At 69.2% G+C, this 24123-nt stretch carries 15 protein-coding genes and 2 pseudogenes; 11 read left to right on the forward strand and 6 right to left on the reverse strand.

What is annotated here, in order from left to right:
* Positions 1-126: 126 nt before the first annotated feature.
* A pseudogene (locus AB0F77_RS17035) lies at positions 127-615 on the reverse strand (VWA domain-containing protein); the annotation flags it as partial.
* 47 nt (positions 616-662) lie between these two features.
* Between AB0F77_RS17035 and AB0F77_RS17040 the strand changes: the two are divergent.
* From AB0F77_RS17040 to AB0F77_RS17060, 5 genes are all read left to right on the forward strand, one after another.
* Entirely contained in the window at positions 663-2168 is a 1506-nt protein-coding gene (locus tag AB0F77_RS17040; RefSeq protein ID WP_361948325.1) for a recombinase family protein, read from the forward strand.
* Positions 2169-2357: 189 nt separating this feature from the next.
* Positions 2358-2657 carry a helix-turn-helix domain-containing protein gene (locus AB0F77_RS17045; RefSeq protein WP_361948328.1) on the forward strand — a complete coding sequence of 100 codons (300 nt, stop codon included), beginning with the start codon at positions 2358-2360 and terminating at the stop codon, positions 2655-2657.
* Between the two features lie 227 nt (positions 2658-2884).
* On the forward strand, positions 2885-5386 hold the full coding sequence (locus AB0F77_RS17050; protein ID WP_361948331.1) for a phage/plasmid primase, P4 family: 2502 nt from the start codon (positions 2885-2887) through the stop codon (positions 5384-5386).
* A 197-nt stretch (positions 5387-5583) separates the two neighbouring features.
* Entirely contained in the window at positions 5584-6246 is a 663-nt protein-coding gene (locus AB0F77_RS17055) for a hypothetical protein (protein WP_361948334.1), read from the forward strand.
* A gap of 154 nt (positions 6247-6400) precedes the next feature.
* Positions 6401-6838: a hypothetical protein gene (locus AB0F77_RS17060; RefSeq protein WP_361948337.1), complete on the forward strand. Its 438-nt coding sequence runs from the start codon at positions 6401-6403 to the stop codon at positions 6836-6838.
* A gap of 774 nt (positions 6839-7612) precedes the next feature.
* On the opposite strand, the gene AB0F77_RS17065 is transcribed toward AB0F77_RS17060, so the two are convergent.
* Both AB0F77_RS17065 and AB0F77_RS17070 read right to left on the reverse strand, forming a co-directional pair.
* Positions 7613-7822 carry a hypothetical protein gene (locus tag AB0F77_RS17065; protein ID WP_361948340.1) on the reverse strand — a complete coding sequence of 70 codons (210 nt, stop codon included), beginning with the start codon at positions 7820-7822 and terminating at the stop codon, positions 7613-7615.
* Entirely contained in the window at positions 7819-8121 is a 303-nt protein-coding gene (locus AB0F77_RS17070; RefSeq protein WP_361948342.1) for a DUF6415 family natural product biosynthesis protein, read from the reverse strand. The genes AB0F77_RS17065 and AB0F77_RS17070 overlap by 4 nt, the downstream gene beginning before the upstream one ends.
* A 211-nt stretch (positions 8122-8332) precedes the next feature.
* Between AB0F77_RS17070 and AB0F77_RS17075 the strand changes: the two genes are divergently transcribed.
* On the forward strand, positions 8333-8587 hold the full coding sequence (locus AB0F77_RS17075) for a GntR family transcriptional regulator (RefSeq protein WP_361948345.1): 255 nt from the start codon (positions 8333-8335) through the stop codon (positions 8585-8587).
* A gap of 721 nt (positions 8588-9308) precedes the next feature.
* On the opposite strand, the pseudogene AB0F77_RS17080 reads toward AB0F77_RS17075, so the two are convergent.
* Positions 9309-9566, reverse strand: a pseudogene (locus AB0F77_RS17080) (VWA domain-containing protein); the annotation flags it as partial.
* A 143-nt stretch (positions 9567-9709) separates the two neighbouring features.
* Here AB0F77_RS17080 and AB0F77_RS17085 point away from each other — a divergent pair.
* From AB0F77_RS17085 to AB0F77_RS17105, 5 genes are all read left to right on the forward strand, one after another.
* Entirely contained in the window at positions 9710-10627 is a 918-nt protein-coding gene (locus tag AB0F77_RS17085; RefSeq protein WP_361948348.1) for a rhomboid family intramembrane serine protease, read from the forward strand.
* Between the two features lie 121 nt (positions 10628-10748).
* Positions 10749-11654, forward strand: coding sequence for a chitosanase (locus tag AB0F77_RS17090; protein ID WP_361948351.1), 906 nt, complete (start codon positions 10749-10751; stop codon positions 11652-11654).
* Between the two features lie 78 nt (positions 11655-11732).
* Positions 11733-16937 (forward strand): caspase family protein, encoded by a 5205-nt coding sequence (locus tag AB0F77_RS17095; RefSeq protein WP_361948857.1) that lies wholly within the window; start codon positions 11733-11735, stop codon positions 16935-16937.
* Positions 16934-17263, forward strand: coding sequence for a hypothetical protein (locus tag AB0F77_RS17100; protein ID WP_361948354.1), 330 nt, complete (start codon positions 16934-16936; stop codon positions 17261-17263). The genes AB0F77_RS17095 and AB0F77_RS17100 overlap by 4 nt, the downstream gene beginning before the upstream one ends.
* Positions 17264-17272: 9 nt before the next feature.
* A complete protein-coding gene (locus tag AB0F77_RS17105; RefSeq protein ID WP_361948357.1) occupies positions 17273-17725 on the forward strand; it encodes a hypothetical protein in 453 nt (150 codons plus the stop codon).
* A gap of 120 nt (positions 17726-17845) precedes the next feature.
* Here AB0F77_RS17105 and AB0F77_RS17110 read toward each other — a convergent pair whose 3' ends face one another.
* Together AB0F77_RS17110 and gltB are read right to left on the reverse strand one after the other, a co-directional pair.
* On the reverse strand, positions 17846-19309 hold the full coding sequence (locus tag AB0F77_RS17110) for a glutamate synthase subunit beta (RefSeq protein ID WP_361948360.1): 1464 nt from the start codon (positions 19307-19309) through the stop codon (positions 17846-17848).
* Positions 19302-23924, reverse strand: a complete 4623-nt coding sequence (gltB, locus tag AB0F77_RS17115; protein ID WP_361948363.1) for a glutamate synthase large subunit — start codon at positions 23922-23924, stop codon at positions 19302-19304. The genes AB0F77_RS17110 and gltB overlap by 8 nt, the downstream gene beginning before the upstream one ends.
* Between the last annotated feature and the right edge of the window lie 199 nt (positions 23925-24123).

Consider the following 24123-nt stretch of genomic DNA (forward strand, 5'->3'; position numbering starts at 1 on the left):
GTACGAGGGCGATCCTCCGCCTTGCGACTGCACGCACCAGACGCCGCGGGCCCCGCCCTCCGGGCGGACGGCGCCACTTTCGAAACACGCCCTAGGCCCGACGCCCGCCGCCGGTCGGTGCTTCGCTCAGTGCCCGGCGGCCGGCCGGACGATGCCCTGGGCCCGTGCCGCCGCCAGCCACCGGGGGAACTCGCCGACGAGCCGGTCGTACAGCTCGGCGTCGGACATCCGGCGCGGGTCGCGGCCCGCGTGGAAGAAACCGGCGTTGTCGACGGCCCTGCGGTCCGGCACGGGGAGGTCGTCGAGCCTGCGCAGGAAGTCGAACTGCTTGGCGTCCGGGTCGCCGAAGCCCACGAACTGCCAGAACAGCGGCAGTTTCGCGGCCTTGCAGAGGTAGCGCTCGGCGGCGGGCCTGCTGACCGGGCCGCCGTCGGTCTGGAAGACGACGAGGGCGGGCGCGGTGGTGCCGCTGTCGAGGTAGTGGTCGATGACGGCGTCCATGGCCAGGTGGTAGCTGGTCCTGCCCATGTGCCCGAGCCCGGCGACGATCCGCTCGACGCGGCCCCGGTGGTCGGCGAGCGAGATGTCGGTCTCGGCGTCGATGTCCGTGGTGAAAGTTCTACGTATGGTCCCCTTGAAGGGCACGTCATCAGGGAGGGGCCATGGCCACAGCAGTAGCGACACGGACCGCGCGGGAGTACCTGCGCGTCTCGAAGGGCAAGGGGCGTATCGCCCGCTCGATCACGGACCAGCACAGGGACAACGTCACGGCCGAGCAGGAGCACGGCCCGTGGACATGGGGAGAGGCGTACGCCGATACAGGCAGCGCGTCCAAGTTCGCCCGCAAGACACGGGACGACTTCGATCGGCTCATGGCCGATCTGGAGTCGAAGGACTTCGGAGCACCGGGGACCGTGCTTGTTCTGTGGGAGATCTCCCGCCTCGCCCGCGAGACGGGTAAGGGCGTGTCCCTGGTGGACGCGGTGGAGTCCGGCGGATACCTGATCCACGTGACCAGCCTTGACCGCACGTTCAATCCCCGGAACTACGGCGACCGGCACGCCCTGATCTCCGGCATCAATGACGCGGAAAAAGAGGCACGACTCCTAAGCGTCCGTACGCTGCGAGGCGTGAACTCCGCACTGGGTGAGGGACGGCCGCACGGTAAGACACCGTTCGGGTACGCCAGGGACTATGAGTTGATCGATGGGCGCCCCCGTCCCGTCCGGCAGTACCCGGACCCCAGCGAGGCCCCGTTGGTCCGGGAGTTGTTCCGGCGGGTGCTCGGCAGCACCGAAAAGGCCCCGGAGTCCATCCGGTCCGTGGCCCTGGACTGGGAGCGACGCGGCATTGTCAGCCGCCAGAGCAAAGCCACGTTCTCACCGCAGAACCTGCGGCAGATGCTCATGCGTAAGGCGTACATCGGCATCCGCGTGCACGCGGGCACCGAGCGCCCCGGGAACTGGGAACCACTCATTGAGCCGGAGGTGTTCGAGGCGGTACAGCGGATGCTGGCCGACCCGTCCCGGAAGACGTACACCACGGCCAGCGTGCGGTACGTACTCACCGGCACCCTGCGGTGCGACGTGTGCGGCGGGCGCATGTCCGTCTCGAAAGGCGGCAATCGCCACCAGCTCCACCCGGCATACGTCTGCTACGCGTACGGCCATCTGGCCATCGACAAAGCCGAGACGGACGCGTTCCTGATCGGAGACGCGGAGCACCCCGGCGTCTTGCTGGCCTACCTGTCACGCCCCGACGTGGCGGCGGGCCTCTCCTCCCCCGCCGACGACTCCGAGGTGTCCGCCGTGCGCACGGAGTTGGCCACGGCGCGCGCCAACTTGGAGGCGTTCGAGGCAGAGGACCCGGAGACCCCGGCGGAGGCGCGGATCATCGCGCGGAAGATCTCCAGCCTGGAGGAGACCATCAGGGAGTTGCAGAACCGGGAGAGCGCCCTCACCGCGCCGAACCCGCTGGCCTCCATGTTCGAGGCGGGCCCCGGCGCGGCGGAGCGCTGGGAGGCAACAGAGGTCAACGCGCAGCGCGCCATTGCCGCCTTGCTGTTCTCCCCCGGCATCATCGGCCAGCCGCGCGTCATGCGTGCCGCCGACAGCGACTCAGGGTCCGTGTTGGACAGGGTCCGTTTCGTGGTTTCTCCTACGGCTTAACCCGCAGGTCGGGCACACAAAAGGCTGTCAAAGAAATAGAAGCCACGATCAGGTCACTGTCACAGGGCGCCACTTCCGATTCCGATTTCGGAGGTGGCGCCTTGTAGTATTTGTTGGGCCGTGGGAAGGAGAGCCCCGGTCGCAACGACGCAGTGTCGTTGCGCCCATTCGCCCTCCTGGAGAACGGCAATGCACAGCATCCCCGTGCCGGACGACCTGATCGGCCCTGGTCGCGCAGCGGAGATCCTTCACGTCAATCCCCTGACGATCCAGCGCATGGTCAAGCGGGGCGAACTGACCGGTTACCGGGTCACCTCGGGACTCACAAAAGTGAGTGAGGCCGAGGTGCGTGCGCACATCAAAACGACTGCGCCCACGGTCACAGAGCTGGACGCGCATGTACGCCGGATAGTCGATGCCGCCCCCGCCCTCACACCGGACCAACTGGGGCGCCTGCGTGCGCTCCTGGCGCCCTCCACGGCGGCATGAGCCGCGTCCGGGACGAATGCAGAGAACGGCTCCGGTTCAGGTTCCGGAGCCGTTCCACCACCTCGATGAAAGGCGATCTCAGCATGCCATAGCGAGACCACCAGGCCCTTACGGAGGAGAGGACCCCCGCCATAAACGGGGGCTGACGCCGGGCCCGCAACACAGCAAAAAGGCAACCACCCCGGCGGGCGGGCCGGGGTGGCTTTACAGAAAGCGATGTGTCAAGCATGGCAGATAAGCCAGCGTTTGAGATTCGCAGTCCTCTCCTCCAGGCGGCATTCGCCTACGCCCGCAACGGCTGGTCAGTCTTCCCGTTGCACGACACCACGTCGGGCCGGTGCTCCTGCAACAAGGATTGCGGAAAGGACGTCGGCAAGCACCCCCGCACGATGAACGGCCACAAGGGCGCGACCACTGATTCTCAGCAGATCTTCGAGTGGTGGGACAAGTGGCCGGACTCCAACATCGGCATTGCTACCGGCAGCTCGAATCTCTTCGTGATGGACGTTGACACGAAGGTCTACGTCGACAAGGACGGAATCGAGCAGCGCAAGAAGGGCGCCCAGACGCTCTCCACGCTGGAGGCGGAGAGCGGCCAACTGCCCTCCACCTACACCGTAAAGACCTCCACGGGCGGGTGGCATCACTACTTCCAGATGCCTGCCCAGCGCCTCGGATGCACGCGCGGCGAAGACGGCAAGTACCTCGGTGCGGATATCGACACCCGAGGCGATGGCGGGTACGTGGTGGCGCCTCCGTCGGTCATCTTCGGGCGCCCGTACGCGCTGGAGGTGAACGCGCCCCTGGCGCCACTGCCCGAATGGGTCGTTCAGAAGCTCCAGAAGCCCGTCAGGGTGCCGATGACTCTTCCGGTGGACCGGCGTACCGGAGAAGTCCTTGAGGGCTTCCAGGGGACGCCTGAGGGGCTTCAGCGGTACGTGGACAAGCGCTGCCAAGAGATCCGGGATGAGCCGGTCGGTGGTCGCGGTGAACCCTGGGTGGACGGCATCGCGCTGGAGTTGAGCCACTACGCCCCGCACCAGCTCCACACACACGATCTGCGCGCCGCGCTGTACGCGGCGGTCGACACCTGGACCGACCACCCGGAGGCCGGACGTGCGGGGGTGGATCACGGCCTACGGCACATTGGCACACCCGAGCACGAGACCCGGGTGTGGGAGGAGCGGCGTACGCCGTCGGCGACGGACGGCGCGGAGATTCTTCCCCCGCCCTCGAACCCCATGGCCACGGCACGCGCCTTGATGGTGCGCTGGACGGTCCAGGAAATGCCGACTCTGCGGCACTGGAATGACCAATGGCTCCGCTGGCACGGCTCGCACTGGGTCGAGACCACGGGGACCGACTTGCGGGCAGACATCTATCCCGCCCTCGAATCAGCCCACTACCTCCAGGGCAAGACACCCCTTCCATGGCACCCGAACCGACGCAAAGTCGCTGACCTCATCGAGGCCATGCAGGCCGTTGCCTATCTGTCCGCCACAGTCCAGGCCCCCTCCTTCCTGCCCTGTGCAGGGTGTGTGCAGGGTGCTGTGCAGGGTGCTGTGCAGGGTTCAAAATGCGGTCTGACCTGCACTGTGCAGGGTGTGCAGGGTACAGAGCAGAAAAAGACCCCTATAGGGGCCGTAGTGGCTTGCAGCAATGGACTGCTCGACGTAGCCACGCGGACGCTGCACCCGCTTACGCCGCGCTTCTTCAACTTCGTGTCGGTGCCGTTCGACTACGACCCCGACGCTCCTCCGCCGCAAAGGTGGCTGCGGTTCCTGGACTCGGTCTGGGGGGACGACCCGGATTCGATCCGTGCTCTCCAAGACTGGTTCGGCTACATGGTCAGTGGCCGTACCGACCTGGAGAAGATCCTCTATGTCCAGGGGCCGACGCGCTCGGGCAAGGGAACGATCGAGCGCACCATGACTGCACTCGTGGGCGAGGACAACCGCGCCTCAACGACAGCGGCAAAACTGGCCACAGATTTCGGCCTGGAGTCCCTGATCGGAAAGTCGCTCGCCGTGATCCCGGACTCCCGTGTCCCGAAGGAGAACTCCGAGATCGTGCTGGAGCGACTGCTGTCGATATCCGGCGGCGACCCTGTGTCGGTGTCCCGTAAGTACCAGCGGGACTACATCGGGCAGATTCCCGCCCGCCTGGTCCTCATGAGCAACAACCTGCCGGACTTCAGGGACCCGTCGGGCGCCCTGAGTGGGCGCCTGGTCATCCTCAGCATGACTAAGTCGTTCCTCGGCCAGGAGGACACAACCCTCAAGGAGGCCATCGCCGGAGAGATGCCCGGCATTCTCAATTGGGCCTTGGATGGCCTGGAGCGCGTTGAGCGTCGCGGATACCTCACGGAGCCCGCCTCCAGCGCTGCGGCGCGAGGCATCACCGAAGAGTCTTCCTCCCCGTTGAAGACCTGGATCGAGGACACCTTCACCCTCGGTTCCGAGATGGTGATTTCGAAGAAGGACATGTACGACGCCTACGCCGAGTGGGCCGGGGCGTACGTCATGAAGGACACCCGCTTCTTCAAGGAGCTGTACGAGAGCGGACTGAGGTTCGCCCCCTTCCGCTCGAAGCGAGGACTGTTCGGGGACGGAAAACAGACCCCGATGTTCCGGGGCATCGGGGTCGAGGACGGGTGCCCCGTCTGTGGGCGCCCTCTGGACCCCTCGGTCCCAATGGAGACAGGGCACCCCTGCTGCGCAGTTCCGTAAACAATGGGGGGTTTTGCCCTGCACACCCTGCACAGTGCCGCCTGACCTGCGAAAAGGCTGTGCAGGGTACCCCTGCACAGAACCCTGCACAGCCCCGCTGGGCACCCCCGAACGTGCGTGAGGCCCGCTCCTGGCCGGACATCCGGGAGCGGGCCCCTTCCCCTCAACGCGACCACATCAAGAAGGAGGAGACGAGTATGCGGTTCTCCCGCAGCGTCGTCCAAGAAGTCCGTGAGTGCCCCTACGGGGGCCTGAAGGCCGCGTGCCCTCACTGCATACCGCTGGTCGTCCAAGAGGCCACCATGCGGGCGCACAGCCGTCGCGGGGAACAACCCCTTATCCGCCTCGCCTGGCTTATCGGCATCATCGAGCGGGAGCCAGGCTTGGAGCAGTCGCTGCGCCGCGTCATGCGGCAGGCCAGGGCGACGAAGAAGAATTCCGTCACCTCCGTCTATGAGGTGGTGACGGTCAAGCGCTCCACGGAGTCCTTCGGACTCATGGGGCATCACGAGAAGGGGCCCACCATGGCCGAAATGAGGGTGTCCCTGGAGGGACAGAGCGCCGCCGGGACCACGCTGAGCGCTGTCCCGGGGAATGCCACGGGAACAGCCGTCGACGGCACCCATCCGCACGGTGTGGCAACGGTCGTTGCCGTGGGAACCGGCACCCTGGCCGGGACGCTCACTATCGAGGGCTCTTTGGACGGCACTGCGTGGGTGTCGACCGGGACAACGGTCGCCCTTTCTGCTGCTGCCACTGTCACGGCGACGTCCACGGGAAAGGCGTTCCGTTTCTTCCGTACGTCCTTGTCCAGTGCGACGGGAACGGGTTCGTGCACAGCCCTCATGGGTGTGGTGTGAGAAATCCCAGAGGCCGGAGCCGGCCCCGGCCTCTCCCTTCCCGGTAGATTCATTCCATCGGCGGAGATCTCCCGGCCCTCCGTCTGAATCCGAGTCCGGCGACGGAACCCCTTCCCTTCCTCGGGGTAGGGCGGCCAAGGAATGAGGCCACGCCATGTACGGCATGGGTTACTACGACGGCAATGAGTACGACGCCGACGAGTACGAGGAATTCGAAGAAGCACCACCGCAGCAGCAGCGCAACGCGCCGCGTTCGCCAGGGCTGCGCGCCCACGTGAAGGCGATCACGGCGGAGAACGTGGCTCTGAAAAGGGAGTTGGAGAGTCAGAAGGCGATGCTCCAGGAACTGATGGAGGGCGACGCCCCCCAGATTTCCCAGAGCCCTTATCCGAACTCCCGGCTGACCCCGGAAGAGATCATGCAGTACCAGCGCATGCAGTCCATGGGTGCAGTGGGGGCAGCACCGCCCGCTGGTACCCAGGAGGAACAGATCCGGCAGATACGTGCCGCCAAGAGCCCTGAGGAACTTACGCAGTACCTGCGGAGCCAGGGTTCCATGACCGGCATGAACTACACCGGCGTTGGCTATTAGCCACCCCATGGGAGTTGTCATGGATTCCACGCGTGCCGTACCCGGCACCGACCTGTCCGGCGACCCGGGGCACGAGCGCGGACAGGTGTGGTCGGTCCTGTCGGGCGGTGGTTCCGGCGGGCCCGGTTACACCCTGCCTATGGGAGCGGAACACGGAAACCCTATTCCCAGCGACCTGCCCGCGTCCGGCGAAGAAGTGGAGAGCACCAGTGGCCGAGCGATTCATTCCGGGGCCTGAAGTCGTGGAGGACAACGCTGGCCATGAGGCTGGCGGCGGAGTGTGGCCGGTCATCTCCAAGCATGGCGGCTGCGCGGATTCCTCCATTTCGACACAGCAGCTCTGGATGGCCCCCAATACGGGCGCACAGCGCCCTGGACCCAATGCCATGCACAACGAGTCTCCGTCGTCTGGCTTCCTGGGCGGATCGATGCAGGCTTACACAGGCCCGAGCGCCTAAGGCTGCGCACTCGCCTGTGTACCTGGAATTCGTCGGGGAGTGAGCGTCTTCGGACCCCTTTGGCCATTGCCTCGGACGCTCACAAAACCTGGCGGATGACAGAAGAACCCCCCTGGATCGAGACGTCCAGGGGGGTCTTCCATTTCACCGGAAAGAGCTTCGACGGGGACCGCTAAAAAGCCCCGAGAGATTCCTTGCTAAACACGGGACGTGCTTATCTCCCTCACAGGCCCTGAATTGTCGACTTTCCCTCCGGAATGGCGCGTGTACAGCTTCTTTTCACGGAGCTGCGCGCAAAAAGGGGAGGACTCTCCCCCTACGCGCTTCCCCCGCTCCCCGCACGCGCGGCCCAGATGCGCGTCATGATCCGCAGGAGGACGGGGTCGATCAGTTCCACGTCGTCGACGTGGTCCGCGTGCGCCCAGATGTCCCAGCCGGGACCGGAGTTGGACTCCTGGTGCGCTACGAGCACAGCCGCCTGCGGCGGCACGATCACCTTGTCGCAGGCCCGGCACACGCGCGTCACGCCTGCCTGCCCAGGTTCTCGTAGTGGTCGCACAGGGCAGTGACGGCACGCGCGAGCTTCTGCGCCACAGCGATGCGGACGGCCAGCGTCCCGCCGTTGCCCAGGCGCAGCCTGTCGCGTGCGGTCATCACGCACACGGAGGCCGCGTACCGGGGGGCGCTGCCGCTCGGTTCCTCGTGAGCCAGCCTCTCGACGTCCGGGATGAGCCGCTGCGCATACCCGCGCAGCGCGGTGACGACGGAGTCCAGGTCGTCAGGGGGAATGGCTTCAGTGAGCGCACGGCGTGCACGGGCACGCATGAGCGCGATGTCCGGCGGCCGTGTGTCGGCGCCGGATGTATGGACGGTAACTTGCATGTGTCGACGCTCCTCGCAGCGTTGGCCACGCCCCGGGGCCGTTTGCGCGGTCGCCGGGGTCCTTTCATGCTTCACGGTATCCGGGTGTACTACCCCCTGCTACCCCCGTGGGTAGCTATGGCATGACTACGGCAGTCACCTAACGTCCCTGATCATGAGCATTGACCGCGAGGGCCCCGTACCGCCGTACCGGCAAATCGCCGACGATCTGCGGCGGCAGATCAAGAGCGGAGCAATTCCGGTAGGCCGTCGCATCCCGAGCCTGGTCGAGCTTGAGGCCACGTACGGCGTAGCCCGCGACACCCTCCGAAAGGCTGTCCAGGTACTCAGGGATGAAGGTCTGGTCGAGACCGTGACCGGCATGGGCGTGTTCGTGGTCGACAAGGCCACGGAGCAGCCGCAGGCGTGAGCGCTTTGGACTGCCGCCCGTCTCGGTCAGGGGTGACCTAAGGGGTCTGGGGCGCATACAAGAGGGGAGTACATCCCCTCCCAGGGCCGCGCCCTTAAAACCCCCGGGTCAGAGGGTGAGGGACAGACCGGATGAATCGGTACACACCGCCACCATCCAGGCATGGGAGTCGGTAGCTCCGCTTTGCCTGGACGCGCCCCGGCACTGCCGCAGCCGCGCTGGCCTGCACATTCATCTACCTATGGACACCTTCGCTGCGTTACCCAGCGAAGAACGCAAAGCAGAGTCACGTACTGGCAAAGCACAGCCCAGCGGAGGGCAATGCGAGCAGCGCGTGGGCCCTGCATGGATGCGTGCCACAACTACACCTTTCCTGGGCGGCGCGCGTTCGGCATCAAGAGCATGGGCGAGGCCATACCCGTGCACATGGTGATCATGGAGGACTTCACCCCCTCCGCCCACCGACGCACCGCCCGCCTTCGCGACTCTTAGTTGAGTACGGCGGATCTCCGTACTAAGGCCAACCTGGGAGTTCGTGGCTCCGCCCCCTGCTGTCCGGACGTGCCCCGGGGGTGCCAGAACCGGCTACAGGGCGTAGCGCTCACAGCGCCCGACGGACCCTCTGGTGATCATGGCCCGATTCGCAGAGGCGAATCGCTCTGACCTGCGGGTTCCTTGATCACGACCTAGTCACTCAGCGTTGAACCACGCGTGAAGCGTTGTCCGTCGAGAAGAACACCACGGGCACCCGGCCGTCGTCGTCGAGGTGCGCGGACAGCCCGAGCACCCGGTCCGCGAGCTCCTGCACGCTGCCGTCGTCGTAGTACGGCTTCATGGAACCGGAGTGGTCGACCACCAGGTAGACGGCGGCCCGCAGCCCGTCGAGGCCGTGCTTGGCCAGGGACACCCCCGCGCTGCGGTAGGCCGGGACCAGCGCGGGCGCGGTCTCCTCCAGCTTGCTGAGACTGATCGCGGCCATGCCGGACTCCCCCTCGTTCCCGTTCCGGGGGCCGAGACTACGTGATCACGGACCCCCGCCGACCGGCCGTCGGAAGGCCCGGTTATTTTGATCGCCGCCGTCCCCACCGGCTCGTCCCGTCCCCGTTTCCCGAGGAGCCGGCTGTGGCCGCCGAATCTGCCGTGACCACGTGTTTCCGCCATCCCAAGGTGGAGTCCCACGTGCGCTGCACCCGCTGTGACCGCTACATCTGCCCGAACTGCATGCGGGAGGCCGCCGTCGGCCACCAGTGCGTGGAGTGCGTGAAGGAGGGCGCCCGCTCGATCCGTCAGGCGCGCACCGCGTTCGGCGGCCGGATCTCGGCGGTGCCGGCGGTGACGTACGTACTGATCGGGCTGAACGTCGCCGCGTATCTGGCCGAGTTGGTGCGGCCGTCGGTCGTGGACCGGTTCGGGATGCTGGGCCGCGGGCTCGTGGGCGCCGACGGCCACTTCCTGTGGCAGTACCCGTACGGCCCCGACGTGCACGCCGAGGGGATCGCGGGCGGCGAATGGTACCGCCTGTTGACCGGCGCGTTCCTGCACGAGCCGCCGACCGGGGGTACTTTCGGCATCGCGCACATCCTGATGAACATGGTCGCGCTGTGGACGATCGGCCGGGTGGTCGAGGCGCAGCTGGGCCGGGTCCGCTACCTCGCCCTGTACCTGCTGTCGGCGCTCGGCGGCTCGGTGCTGGAGCTGCTGATCGCGCCGGACGCCCTGTCGGTCGGCGCCTCCGGGGCGATCTTCGGGCTGGGCGCCGCGTACTGGGTGATGGGCCGCCGGCTCGGCTACGACATGGCTGAGGTCAACCGGTTCATGTCGGGTCTGCTGCTGTGGCTGGTGATCTCCGCGTGGATCACCTCCTGGGAGGGGCACCTCGGCGGGCTGCTGGCGGGCGGTGCGGTGACCCTGGCGTACGCGTACGCGCCCCGCGACGGCCGCCGGACGCTGATCCAGGCGGGCACCTGTGTGGCGCTGCTCGTGCTGCTCCTGGTGCTCGCGTACGCCAAGGCGTCACGGCTCACCGGCACGGCGATCTGAAACGGGCACTACCGTGTCCGTCGGGGGGCGTGAAGACGTCGTGATGCGAAAGCGCACATGACAGGAAGCGCCGGGAAACGATCCGCTGTGCAGCAGGATCCGTCATGAGGTGGGTAGTGGCATGAAGCGTGGGGGAATCCTGCTGTTCGCGGCCGTGCCGGTGGTCGTGACCGCGGTGGTGTTCGCCGTCGGTCCCGGCGACTCCGGTTCGTCCGGGACGTCGGCGGGCTCGGCGTCCCAGCAGTCCCGGCAGGACGCCAAGGCACGGGCCGAGCGCTCCGAGCGGGCCCAGGACGACGAGGTGATAGCCGACCTGCCGCCGGGCCTGGCCGCGCCGGACAAGAAGGAGCTGGCGCAGCAGCTCGTGGCCAGCGCCGAGAACTCCACGCTGGACTGGCGCAGTTCGTACGGCTACATCGAGGACATCGGCGACGGCCAGGGCTACACCGCGGGCATCATCGGCTTCTGCACCGGCACGCACGATCTGCTCACCCTGGTCCAGCGCTACACGGACGACCACCCGGACAACGGCCTGGCCAAGTACCTGCCGGCGCTGCGCGACGTGGACGGCACGGACTCCCACGAGGGCCTGGACCCGGGCTTCGTCCCGGCCTGGAAGAAGGAGGCCGCGGTGCCGGCGTTCCGGACGGCGCAGGAGAAGGAGCGCGACCGCGTCTACTTCAACCCGGCCGTCCGCCTCGCCAAGCTCGACGGCCTGGGCACGCTGGGCCAGTTCGTCTACTACGACGCGATGGTCTTCCACGGCCCCGACACCGACGCCGACGGCTTCTACGGCCTGCGCGAACGCGCGATGAAGGAGGCCGACACGCCTTCGCAGGGCGGCAAGGAGAAGGCGTACCTGGACATCTTCCTCGACCTCCGCCGCGAGGCGATGAAGGAGAAGAGGTCCGACATCGACACCACCCGCATCGACACGGCCCAGCGACGGTTCCTCTACGACGGCAACATGACCCTGAAGACACCACTGCAATGGAAGGTGTACGGGGAGACGTACCGGGTGCCGTAGGGCTCCTCCAACTTCCCCTTCCCTCTGGCCCTTTGCTGTCATGATGTGGGTTCGGCCGGCGGGGAGGGGACGGTGCCGATGTCGGGGGACGGGTCGGGCAAGGGCAGAAGGCGGGCACTGCTGATCGGTGTGAGGGAGACGCCGTATCTCGCGGACCATCCCGAACTGGCCGAGCGCTACGGCGGTCTGGACTTCGTCGACCGGGACCTGTCGCTGGTCCGCACCGCCCTGGAGGAGTCGGACTACACCGTCGAGATCAAGTCCGACGACACCGGTCGCGGGCCCGTGATCGGCGCGGTGTCGCGGTTCCTCGCCTCCTGCGAGCCGGGGGACACGGCGCTCCTCTACTTCTCCGGGCACGGCGAGACGGTCAACGACCGGGACCATCTGGTCCTCGCCGACAGCCAGGCGGACTGGCCGTCCGCGGACGGCGCTCCCACCCTGGACACCAACACCCTGCTCAGGGCCGATCCGAGCGAGCTGCTGCGACGGCTGCCGTCCGGGGTCACCGCGATCGTCTGCCTGGACATCTGCCGGTCGGGCGGCCCGCGGCGGCGCGAGAGCGACGAGGCCGGCGGCTGGCTCTCCGGCCACGAGGCGTACTGGCTCTACAGCTGCGGCTCCGGCCAGCGCTCCTACGCGGACCCGGTGGCCGGGAGCTGGTTCGCCCAGGCCTTCGCCGAGGCGCTGTCCCGGGTCACTCCGCCGACCACGTTCCACGAGGTGGCCCGGTACACGGCCGCCGAGCTGGACCGGATCGCCGACGCGTACGCGCACGTCGAACCGCCCACCGTCGCCAAGCGGCTCCCCTGGCCCGCAGGCGACGCGGAGCACCGCGACCCGGTGGTGTGCGAGGGGTCGGAGCAGACCCTGGAGTGGACCCGGATCATCCGCGAGTCCGGGCTGTGGCGGCACACCTCGGGCGCCGCCGTGCACGAGCGGGTCAAGGAACAGCTGGTCGAGCTGGTGCGGTGGGTCGTGGAGAGCAGTGAGGGCACGGCCGCCCACCGGGACGACCCCTGGACGGATCCGCGCTACCCCGCCAGGGTCGAGGAGCAGCTGTCCGCGCTCGTGGGCCGGGCCAAGCTGCAGAACGACGAGTTGCTCTCCCCCGCCGAGACCGCCTGTCTGCTGGCCGCCGCGGTGGTGCAGGAAGGCGTGGTCACCATCGCCCTCGACGAGCTGCGCCGGCTGCTGCCCGGCCGGCTCGACCCCGGGCCGCGCGGCGGTGACAAGCGGGCCGCCGACCACGACGGGCTGGTCCGGGAGGCCGCCCGGGACGTGTGCCGCGCGCACCCCCAGGTGCTGCGCGCCACGGAAACGCTGCGCGGCCGCGGTCTGAAGGAAGCCACCACCGCCGCCGACCACTGGCTGCGGCACCGGTTCGTCGCCGACTGGGACCGGCTGTGGGAATGGGAGCCGCCCGGCGTCTACCCGGCGGTCGACGAGCTGATCGGCCTTGTCGTGAAGGCGATCGAGGCGGCGGCCGACGGTCCGGGCGCCGGTCCGCGCGGCGACGAGGAGCGCCGGGAGGTCGACCGGCAGGTCCGGCAGGTCCTCGGCCATCTCACGGTCAAGCCGGACCGCGGACCGCGCATCAGCGACACCGCCCACGGCGAGGAGTGGATCGGCACCAGACCCGTGCGCGGCAACCAGTGGCGCGGGCACCAACTGGCCCGGCTGCTGTGGACGGCGGGCCAGCTCGCCGCCGATCCGCGACGGCTGTCCAGCGTGCTCGTGGACCACCTCGGCGCCAGCGAGCCCATCGTGCCCCGGCAGGTCGGCGCCGCGCTCGGCAGCTTCGACTACGAGATCACGGACGGCCACTCCCCCGACTCCTACGGGCTCGCCGTGCGCTTCAGCTGTCCCCACCCCGCCCTGCACGCGGCGCTGGAGGAACTGACTCTGGCGGCCGACGCCACGGTGCGCGCGTTCGGTGCGGACGCCGTGACCCAGCCGCTGCTGCGGGGGCTGCCCGGCCGGGTCACGGCCGACGAACTGCGGCCCCTGCCCGGCCGGTACAAGGAGCCGCTGGAACGCTTCCGTCTCGCCGAGGACGAGATCCGCCCGCTCCTCATGGGCACCCAGCTGTACGGCGACCGGATGCTGGCCGTCCGTGAGCTGTACCAGAACGCCCTGGACGCCTGCCGCTACCGGGACATGCGGCGCCGCTACGGCCGACTGCCCACCTCCTGGGACGGCACGATCACCCTCACCCAGGGCCGGCACGACGGCCGTCCCTACATCGAGTGCCTCGACAACGGCTCCGGCATGACCCGGGCCAAGCTCACCTCGATGTTCGCCCGTGCAGGCAAGCGCTACGAGCAGGACCCCGAGTTCGTGCAGGAACGGCGCAACTGGCGCCGCGAGCACATCGGGGTGCGGGCCATGAACTCCCGTTTCGGTATCGGGGTGTTCAGCTACTTCATGCTCGCCGACGAGGTCGTCGTGTGGACCCGGGCCGTGGACCGCTTCGGGCGGGTGGGCCCGGAGCCCGCCCTGCGGGCCGACATCCAGTCGGGCTCCGGGCTCCTCCAGATCGGCACCTCGCACGACGCCGAGGTACCCGAGGAGGGCGGCACCCGGGTCCGGCTGTACCTGGCGGAACCGGGTGCGGACGAGAAGCAGCCGTCGCTGGTGGAGACGCTGAAGGAACTGCTGTGGGTGACGGAACACCGGGTCACGGCGGTGGAGTCGAGCGAGAGCGGTGAGCCGGTCAGGGAGCTCTCCTGGGTGCCCGGGGCGCTGGAGAAGCGGGACGGGTGGCGGGGCGAGCCGCTGCCCGTCGGCGCGGAAGGCGACCTGTGGCTGGTGCAGGGGCCGGGCCAACTCCTCCTGGACGGTGTCCGGTTGCCCGGCGCTCCCGAGGTCTTCGGCCGTGTGATCAACCTGCGGGAGCGGCACAGCCCGGTGCCGAGCGTGGACCGCAACAAGATCCTTTCGTACGACCACGAACTGGTCACCCAGGAGTACCTGACGGGCGTTCGGGAGGCGGTCGCCACCTGCACGGAGGTGTCCTTGCCGTGGCTGTGGCGACTCGCCTCGTCGGCACCTCGGGTGGCCGTGGCCATGCTGAGTGCGCTGCCCTCCGGTACCACGGCGACGTTGCAGTCGGACACGGGCAAGCGCCTGGGCGCGGGGCAGGTACGGCTGGACCGGGTCGGCTGCCTGCCCAGTGACGGAACGTGGCTGGACCATTACTACGCCGAGCCGGTGAACCTCGACGAGGACCGGCCCGAGGAGAGCAAGCTGTTCCAGGACTGGCAGGCCACCAGGCTCGGTCTGCGCCAGGCCAAGGACCGCTTCGCACCGGAGAGTTATCCTCCGCCCGTCGGCCTGGACGCCCTGGTCTTCCTGAACGGCGCACCTGACCGGTGGGCCACCGTGCTCCAGGCGGCCGCACAGGCGAAGATCACGGTTCGTACCGCTCTTCGCGCCCTGCGTCGCCACGCCGTGATGGGGCTCGCGGTCCCGGCCGTCGAAGACCTGCGCTCGCTGGACGACACGACGGTCTCCCAGCCCGCGGCCGATCTGTACTCCGCCTACGCCGATCTGAGGGCCCATGTCCGGAATCTAGGGACTCCCGAGGAGCACCGATTCCTCATGCGCTCTCACGAGATCCGCCGGGCACGCCCTCCGGCCGAGCACGCACCCGTTCTCGCCGTCTCCGCCCTGCACAGGCTCACCCTGGGCAAGGTCGCCGAACTGCTCGACCGTCTGCGCCTGGTGGACCCCACCCTGCCCGGCCTGCCACCACTCGACCCCGCACTGGCCGAGAGGCGCCTGACCAGGTCCGAGGTGAACATGCTGGCCGTCGTCGACGCCGTGTCCTTCACCACCCCCTGGGCCGAGGCGTTCTGGCTGGCCGGCAGGGTGGGTCCGGTCGATCTGCTCACCCGGGCCGCGTCGTCGTCCACCCCCGACCGACTGGCGCAGCTCATCGAGTCGCTGCGGGTGTTCGGTATGAACCTCGACGGTCCGCTCACCGAGGCGGCACGCCGTGCCGGGACCCTGCCGCCGGACCAACGGCTGCTGCTCGCCGAGGACCTGGACGGCGAGCCGCCCTGGAACGAGGGTGCGATCTCCATCTCCCACCTGCTGGAGGCGTCCTTCCGGCTCGGCGCTCCCCTGGGAAGGGTGGCCGACCACGTCAACGCCGGGACCGAGTTGTCGGGTGCCCACGCCCCCCACATCCCCGAGGCGGCGAGCGACTGGCAGGTCCCGGAGTGGGTGGCGGACACCGTGCAGGAACTCGCCGTGGGACAGGCGGACGTGCCTCTGCGCCCATGGCAGATCGTCGGCGGTTTCCTGAACGGCGACGGTGACATGAGCACACTTCACGAGAGTGTCGTCATGCTTGATCACTGCGGTCTCGTCGACTGGGGCGCGGCCGACGACGCGTCGCTGGAACGCCAGGCACGAAGTCCCCACAGACTCCTCGTCCCGGAACCCGGCGGCATCGTGTTCCCCGGCAGTCCTTATCTCGGCGTGAGCGGCGACCTCGACGGGGCAGGGGCCTCCCCCGCCTATCTCATGGCTCTGGCAGCCCGCGACAGAACCGATCTGGGAACGATCGTCGACGCCCTGACGGACATCGAGACGTCCCTGCCCCTGAAGATCGGGCAGGTCGCCCACCCGGACCGCGCTCTGCGCCCGACCGCCGAGGACGTACGGACCCTCTGCGAGGACGCCCCGGTCAACGCACCCGTGCGCTTCCGCCCCCGCCTCACGATCGGGGACGTCCTCGCCCACGCCGCTCGCAGCCACATCCCTCTCGCCGATTCCGTCACCCGGCTCGGCGCCTTCACCGATCTGGGCGTGCCGCACGTCCCGGGCGACTTCACCGGCCCGGACGCGGAACGCCTCGCCGCGTTCGAGCCGGACCGGTTCGATCACGCCGCCTTCGACCGGGGACTGCTCGGGCCCGGGACGCTGGGACCGTTGGAACTCCTGCTGGTGGCGGGCCGGTTCGGCTGGCCGATCGGGCGCGTGTACGAGCGCTACGCCCCGTTCCGCTGCCTCGGCCTCACCGTCGGCGTGGTGGAGCCCGACCCCGAGGAGGCCAAGCTGGAGCCCCGCTGGGAGGACGTGATCCTGCTGACCGCGGAGCTGACCGGTCGCGCACCCGCGCTGTCGGGTCGCGTGACGGAGGATCACATCGCCCTGTGCGCCGAGGAGACGGGGCTCGACGAGGACACGGTCCTCGAACGGCTCGGCCGGTACGCCCGGCTCTTCGGCCTCACCGTCCCCGCGGCGGACGACAACAACAGGAAGGTGTCATGACCCCCGCCACGCAGTACCGGCGCGAGCGCCATCCCGGCCTCGTCACCTTCCAGTGGACGGCCGAGGACGGCGAGGGCGAGCGGGAACTGGTCGCCACCGGCGACTGCCCGGTGTGCCGGTGCCCGATGAGACGCTCTTTCGGCCCCGTCCAGCCGCTGATCTCCAAGGGGGGCTTCCTGGGCCGCCGCCGTGATCCCGGACCCGAGCCCTGGACGACGACCTGCCGGTGCGAGAGCTACCACCAGCCTCGCCCGGCGAACGCCCACGGCTGCGGCGCGCTGCTGACCCTCGCCCCGCCCCCGGCCGCCCTGACCGACGGGAGCTGAGCGCCCTCCATGGCCTTCACCGACGAGCAGGTGCGCGAGGCGGAAGCCAGGGGAGACGCCCTGCGCGACCCGCACCAGCAACTGCGGCTCGCCCTCCAGCAGGCGGAGGGCTACCGCACGTACCTCTCCACGCTGACCGGACTGCTGACGGCCGTCTTCGTCCTCAAGGGGCAGGAGAACCTGAGCAAGCTGGCGCACGGGCCGCGCTGGGCGGTGATCTCCCTGCTCGTCACCGGATTCCTCGCCCTCGTCTCGGCGTCCTGGTGCAGTGTCGTCGCCGTGCACGGGCGGCCCGGCGAGCAGGTCTACGCGGAACCCACCCGGCTGCTGCGCTACGAGAGGCAGCGGACCAGGACGGTCTGGCGGCTGGTCGAGGCCGCCCGCTGGCTCGCGCTGGTCGGGGTTCTCGCCGTGGCCGGCGCCGTCGTCGTCACCTGGGTCGCCCCCGGGGGCGGGAAGTAGCCGGGCCGAGGGCGGAGAACAGGCGGGAATGCGGCGGCGCCTGCCCGGGGTCCGGTCGGGGACTGGGCAGGCGCCGTCTGGTGTTCCGTACGCCTTTGTACGGGACGTTCTCGGTGGGGATCAGACCATGAGTGAGCGGTCCGTGGGGCGGATGGGCGCCGGGAGGTCGCTGACGCCGGTCAGGAAGCGGTCGACTCCCCGGGCGGCGGAGCGGCCCTCCGCGATGGCCCACACGATGAGGGACTGGCCGCGGCCGGCGTCGCCGGCGACGAACACGCCCGGCACGTTGGTCTGGAAGTCGGCGTCGCGGGCGACGTTGCCGCGCTCGTCGAGGTCGAGACCGAACTGCTCCACCAGACCGTTCTCGCGGTCGGTGCCGGTGAAGCCCATGGCGAGGGTGACCAGCTGGGCGGGGATCTTCCGCTCCGTGCCCGGCTTCTGGGTCAGCTTCCCGTCGACGAATTCGACCTCGGCGAGGTGCAGCCACTGGACGTTGCCGTCCTCGTCGCCCTCGAAGTGGGTGGTGGACGCCGAGTAGATCCGCTCGCCGCCCTCCTCGTGGGCCGAGGTGACCTTGTAGAGGATCGGGAAGGTCGGCCAGGGCTGGTTCGTCGGGTGCCGCTCCTCGCCCGGACGGGGCATGATCTCCAGCTGGGTGACGGAGGCCGCGCCCTGACGGTGGGCCGTGCCGACGCAGTCGGCGCCGGTGTCGCCGCCGCCGATCACGACGACGTGCTTGCCCTCGGCCGAGAGGGGCGACACGACGTAGTCGCCCTCCTGGACCTTGTTGGACAGCGGCAGGTACTCCATCGCCTGGTGGATGCCCTTCAACTCCCGCCCGGGGACGGGGAGGTCACGGGCGGTCGTCGCACCGGCGGCGACGACGACCGCGTCGTACCGCTTCCTCAGGTCGGTCGCCTTGAGGTCGCGGCCGACCTCGACCCCGGTGCGGAAGCGGGTGCCCTCCGCGCGCATCTGCTCGATACGGCGGTTGATGTGCCGCTTCTCCATCTTGAACTCGGGGATGCCGTAGCGCAGCAGGCCGCCGACGCGGTCGGCGCGCTCGTACACGGCGACCGTGTGGCCGGCCCGCGTGAGCTGCTGCGCGGCGGCGAGGCCGGCCGGGCCCGAGCCGATGACCGCGACCGTCTTGCCGGACAGCCGCTCGGGGACGCTCGGGGCGACGTCGCCGGTCTCCCACGCCTTGTCGATGATCGAGACCTCGACGTTCTTGATGGTGACCGGCGGCTGGTTGATGCCCAGCACACACGCCGACTCGCACGGGGCGGGGCACAGCCGGCCCGTGAACTCCGGGAAGTTGTTGGTGGCGTGCAGCCGCTCGGACGCCTCGGTCCAGTCCTCGCGGTACGCGTAGTCGTTCCACTCGGGGATCAGGTTCCCCAGCGGACAGCCGTTGTGGCAGAACGGGATGCCGCAGTCCATGCACCGGCTGGCCTGCTTGCTGATGATCGGCAGCAGGGAGCCGGGGACGTAGACCTCGTTCCAGTCCCGGACGCGGTCGGCGACGGGACGGGTCTCGGCGACCTCACGGCCGTGGTTCAGGAAGCCCTTCGGGTCAGCCATGGGTCGCCGCCTCCATCATCTTCTCGGTGATCTCGGTCTCGGAGAGACCCGCTCGCTCGGCGGCGTCCTTGGCGGCGAGCACTGCCTTGTACGTACTGGGGATGATCTTGCTGAAGCGGTCCACGGCGGCGGGCCACTCCGCCAGCAGCTTCTCGGCGACCGTGGAGCCGGTCTCCTCGGCGTGGCGGCGCACCACGTCGTGCAGCCACTGCTTGTCGGTGTCGTCCAGCTCCTCGATCGCGCCGAGGTTGCCGGCGTTGACGTTGTGGCGGTCGAGGTCGATGACGTACGCGACGCCGCCCGACATGCCGGCCGCGAAGTTGCGGCCCGTCTCGCCGAGGACAACCGCGTGCCCGCCGGTCATGTACTCGCAGCCGTGGTCGCCCACGCCCTCCGAGACCACCAGCGCACCGGAGTTGCGCACGCAGAACCGCTCGCCGGTGCGGCCGCGCAGATACAGCTCGCCGCCCGTCGCGCCGTACGCGATGGTGTTGCCCGCGATGGTCGAGTACTCGGCGAGGTGCTCCGCGCCCCGGTCCGGGCGGACGATCACACGGCCGCCGGACAGGCCCTTGGCGACGTAGTCGTTGGCGTCGCCCTCCAGGCGCAGCGTGACGCCGCGCGGCAGGAAGGCGCCGAAGGACTGGCCGGCCGAGCCGGTGAAGGTGATGTCGATGGTGTCGTCGGGCAGGCCGGCGCCACCGAACTTCTTCGTCACCTCGTGGCCGAGCATGGTGCCGACCGTCCGGTTGATGTTGCGGATGGCGACCTGGGCGCGCACCGGCTGGGCGTCGGTGGCACCGGAGCCGCCGAGGGCGTCGGCGGCGAGCTTGATCAGCTCGTTGTCGAGGGCCTTCTCCAGACCGTGGTCCTGGGCGACGAACTGGTGGCGGACCGCGCCCTCGGGCAGGTCGGGCACGTGGAACAGCGGCGCCAGGTCGAGGCCCTGGGCCTTCCAGTGGTCGACGGCACGGGTGACGTCGAGCGCCTCGGCGTGGCCGACGGCCTCCTCGATGGTGCGGAAGCCCAGCTCGGCGAGGAGCTCGCGGACCTCCTCGGCGATGAACCGGAAGAAGTTCACGACGTACTCGGCCTTCCCGGCGAACCGCTCGCGCAGGACCGGGTTCTGGGTGGCGATGCCGACCGGGCAGGTGTCCAGGTGGCAGACGCGCATCATGACGCAGCCGGAGACGACGAGCGGCGCGGTCGCGAAGCCGAACTCCTCGGCGCCGAGCAGCGCGGCGATGACGACGTCGCGGCCGGTCTTCAGCTGGCCGTCGGTCTGGACGACGATGCGGTCGCGCAACCCGTTGAGCAGCAGCGTCTGCTGGGTCTCGGCGAGACCGAGTTCCCAGGGGCCGCCCGCGTGCTTGAGCGAGGTCAGCGGGGAGGCGCCGGTGCCGCCGTCGTGGCCGGAGATGAGGACGACGTCCGCGTGCGCCTTGGAGACGCCCGCGGCGACGGTGCCGACACCGACCTCGGAGACCAGCTTGACGTGGATGCGGGCCCGCGGGTTGGCGTTCTTGAGGTCGTGGATCAGCTGGGCCAGGTCCTCGATGGAGTAGATGTCGTGGTGCGGCGGCGGGGAGATGAGCCCCACGCCCGGCGTCGAGTGCCGGGTCTTCGCCACCCACGGGTAGACCTTGTGGCCGGGCAGCTGGCCGCCCTCGCCGGGCTTGGCGCCCTGGGCCATCTTGATCTGGATGTCGTCCGCGTTGACCAGGTACTCGGAGGTCACGCCGAAGCGGCCGGAGGCGACCTGCTTGATGGCGGAGCGGCGGGCCGGGTCGTAGAGGCGGTCCGGGTCCTCGCCGCCCTCGCCGGTGTTGGACTTGCCGCCGAGCTGGTTCATGGCGATGGCCAGCGTCTCGTGCGCCTCGCGCGAGATGGAGCCGTACGACATGGCGCCGGTGGAGAAGCGCTTGACGATCTCGGAGACCGGCTCGACCTCGTCGACGGGGATCGAGGGGCGGTCGGAGGCGAAGCCGAACAGGCCGCGCAGTGTCATCAGGCGCTCGGACTGCTCGTTCACGCGGTCCGTGTACTTCTTGAAGATGTCGTAGCGGGCGGTGCGCGTGGAGTGCTGGAGGCGGAAGACCGTCTCCGGGTCGAACAGATGCGGTTCGCCCTCGCGGCGCCACTGGTACTCGCCGCCGATCTCCAGCGTGCGGTGCGCGGGCGCGATGCCGCTGGCCGGGTACGCCTTGGCGTGCCGGGCGGCGACCTCCTCGGCGACGACGCCGATGCCGACGCCGCCGATCTTGGTGGCGGTGCCGTTGAAGTACTCGTCGACGAACGCCTGGTCGAGGCCGACGGCCTCGAAGACCTGGGCGCCGCGGTAGGAGGCGACGGTGGAGATGCCCATCTTGGACATGACCTTGAGGACGCCCTTGCCGAGCGCGTAGATCAGGTTGCGGATGGCCTGCTCGGTGTCCATGCCCGGCAGGAACGTCCCTGCACGGACCAGGTCCTCGACGGACTCCATCGCCAGGTAGGGGTTGACCGCGGCGGCGCCGTAGCCGATGAGCAGGGCGACGTGGTGGACCTCGCGGACGTCGCCTGCCTCGACCAGCAGGCCCACCTGGGTGCGCTGCTTGGTGCGGATGAGGTGGTGGTGGACGGCCGCGGTGAGCAGCAGCGAGGGGATCGGCGCGTGCTCGGCGTCGGAGTGGCGGTCCGAGAGGACGATCAGCCGGGCGCCGTTGTCGATGGCGGCGTCGGCCTCGGCGCAGATCTCGTGGATGCGCGCGGCGAGGGCGTCGCCGCCGCCGCTGACCCGGAACAGACCGGAGAGGGTCGCGGCCTTGAAGCCGGGCATGTCGCCGTCGGCGTTGATGTGGATGAGCTTGGCCAGCTCGTCGTTGTCGATGACCGGGAAGGGCAGCACGACCGAGCGGCAGGAGGCGGCGTTCGGGTCGAGCAGATTGCCCGAGGGGCCGAGCGACGAGCGCAGGGAGGTGACCAGTTCCTCGCGGATGGCGTCCAGCGGCGGGTTGGTGACCTGCGCGAACAGCTGGGTGAAGTAGTCGAACAGCAGCCGCGGGCGCTCGCTGAGCGCGGCGATCGGGGAGTCGGTGCCCATGGAGCCGATCGGTTCGGCGGCGGCCCTGGCCATCGGCGCGAGGATGACGCGCAGCTCCTCCTCGGTGTAGCCGAAGGTCTGCTGGCGGCGGGTGACCGAGGCGTGGGTGTGGACGATGTGCTCGCGCTCGGGCAGGTCGCCGAGCTCGATCTCGCCGGCCTCCAGCCATTCTCCGTACGGCTGCTCGGCGGCGAGGGTCGCCTTGACCTCGTCGTCCTCGATGATGCGGTGCTCGGCGGTGTCCACGAGGAACATGCGGCCGGGCTGGAGGCGGCCCTTGCGGACGACCTTGGCGGGGTCGATGTCGAGGACGCCGACCTCGGAGCCGAGGACGACCAGGCCCTCGTCGGTGACCCAGTAGCGCCCGGGGCGCAGACCGTTGCGGTCGAGCACGGCGCCGACCTGGGTGCCGTCGGTGAAGGTGACGCAGGCGGGGCCGTCCCAGGGCTCCATCATCGTGGAGTGGTACTGGTAGAAGGCGCGCCGGGCCGGGTCCATGGAGTCGTGGTTCTCCCACGCCTCCGGGATCATCATCAGCACGGAGTGCGGCAGCGAGCGGCCGCCGAGGTGCAGGAGTTCCAGGACCTCGTCGAAGGACGCCGAGTCGGAGGCGTCGGGCGTACAGACCGGGAAGATCCGCTCGATGGTGCGCCCGTCAGAGCCGCTGTGCCCATGGTCGGCGGAGCCGAACAGGTCGGAGACCAGCTGGGACTCGCGGGCGCGCATCCAGTTGCGGTTGCCCTTGACCGTGTTGATCTCGCCGTTGTGCGCGACGAAGCGGTACGGGTGGGCGAGCGGCCAGCTCGGGAAGGTGTTCGTGGAGAACCGGGAGTGCACGAGCGCGATCGCGGAGGCGAAGCGGCGGTCGGACAGGTCCGGGAAGAAGGGCTCCAGCTGCCCGGTGGTGAGCATCCCCTTGTAGACGATCGTGCGCGCGGAGAGCGACGGGAAGTAGACACCGGCCTCGCGCTCGGCGCGCTTGCGCAGCACGAAGGACTTGCGGTCCAGCGCGATGCCCTCGCTGGCGTGGTCGGTGACGAAGACCTGCCGGAAGGACGGCATGGTGGAGCGGGCGGTGGCGCCGAGGAGTTCGGGGGCGACCGGGACCTCGCGCCAGCCGAGGACCGTGAGGCCCTCCTCGGCGGCGATCGTCTCGATGCGTGAGACGGCGTCCTGGGTGCCGTCCTCGGGCAGGAAGGCGATGCCTACCGCGTACGCGCCCGCCGCGGGAAGGTCGAATCCGGCCACCTCACGGAAGAAGGCGTCGGGCACCTGGCAGAGGAGGCCGGCGCCGTCGCCGGAGTCGGGTTCGGAGCCGGTCGCGCCGCGGTGCTCCAGGTTGCGCAGGACCGTGAGCGCCTGCTCGACCAGCGCATGGCTCGCCTCACCGGTGAGGGTGGCCACGAAGCCGACGCCGCAGGCGTCGTGCTCGTCGCGGGGGTCGTACATACCCTGCGCAGCAGGGCGAGCATCCATGAACGACCAGCTGTGGTCGTTCGCGGAGTGCTGGGACGGCTGGCGCGGCGTACGCATCGGCTCTCCCGTCGTCGTCAAGTGGCAAGTTCATGTGCCGAGGGACGACGTTGGCCCTCTGCGAGTGCAAAATTTCGTGCAGGTTACATGATGGAGCGGTTCTCGGGAAGTGGATATGCCATTCCAATATGCGGACACTGCGGGGTCGCGGCAGAGCATCGCGCGGGGGCGATCAGCGTGGGTGGGGGCCGGTCCGGAC

Origin of the sequence: Streptomyces sp. NPDC026672, from assembly GCF_040638185.1 — a bacterium.
Classification (GTDB): domain Bacteria; phylum Actinomycetota; class Actinomycetes; order Streptomycetales; family Streptomycetaceae; genus Streptomyces.

Excerpts from the sequence above, each read along its gene's own strand:
- AB0F77_RS17095 (WP_361948857.1), top strand. The coding sequence starts at position 11,733 with ATGTCGGGGGACGGGTCGGGCAAGGGCAGAAGGCGGGCACTGCTGATC.
- AB0F77_RS17060 (WP_361948337.1), top strand. The coding sequence starts at position 6,401 with ATGTACGGCATGGGTTACTACGACGGCAATGAGTACGACGCCGACGAG.
- AB0F77_RS17070 (WP_361948342.1), bottom strand. The coding sequence starts at position 8,121 with ATGCGTGCCCGTGCACGCCGTGCGCTCACTGAAGCCATTCCCCCTGAC.
- AB0F77_RS17105 (WP_361948357.1), top strand. The coding sequence starts at position 17,273 with ATGGCCTTCACCGACGAGCAGGTGCGCGAGGCGGAAGCCAGGGGAGAC.
- AB0F77_RS17040 (WP_361948325.1), top strand. The coding sequence starts at position 663 with ATGGCCACAGCAGTAGCGACACGGACCGCGCGGGAGTACCTGCGCGTC.
- AB0F77_RS17110 (WP_361948360.1), bottom strand. The coding sequence starts at position 19,309 with ATGGCTGACCCGAAGGGCTTCCTGAACCACGGCCGTGAGGTCGCCGAG.
- AB0F77_RS17100 (WP_361948354.1), top strand. The coding sequence starts at position 16,934 with ATGACCCCCGCCACGCAGTACCGGCGCGAGCGCCATCCCGGCCTCGTC.
- AB0F77_RS17055 (WP_361948334.1), top strand. The coding sequence starts at position 5,584 with ATGCGGTTCTCCCGCAGCGTCGTCCAAGAAGTCCGTGAGTGCCCCTAC.
- AB0F77_RS17045 (WP_361948328.1), top strand. The coding sequence starts at position 2,358 with ATGCACAGCATCCCCGTGCCGGACGACCTGATCGGCCCTGGTCGCGCA.
- AB0F77_RS17050 (WP_361948331.1), top strand. The coding sequence starts at position 2,885 with ATGGCAGATAAGCCAGCGTTTGAGATTCGCAGTCCTCTCCTCCAGGCG.
- AB0F77_RS17075 (WP_361948345.1), top strand. The coding sequence starts at position 8,333 with ATGAGCATTGACCGCGAGGGCCCCGTACCGCCGTACCGGCAAATCGCC.
- gltB (WP_361948363.1), bottom strand. The coding sequence starts at position 23,924 with ATGCGTACGCCGCGCCAGCCGTCCCAGCACTCCGCGAACGACCACAGC.
- AB0F77_RS17090 (WP_361948351.1), top strand. The coding sequence starts at position 10,749 with ATGAAGCGTGGGGGAATCCTGCTGTTCGCGGCCGTGCCGGTGGTCGTG.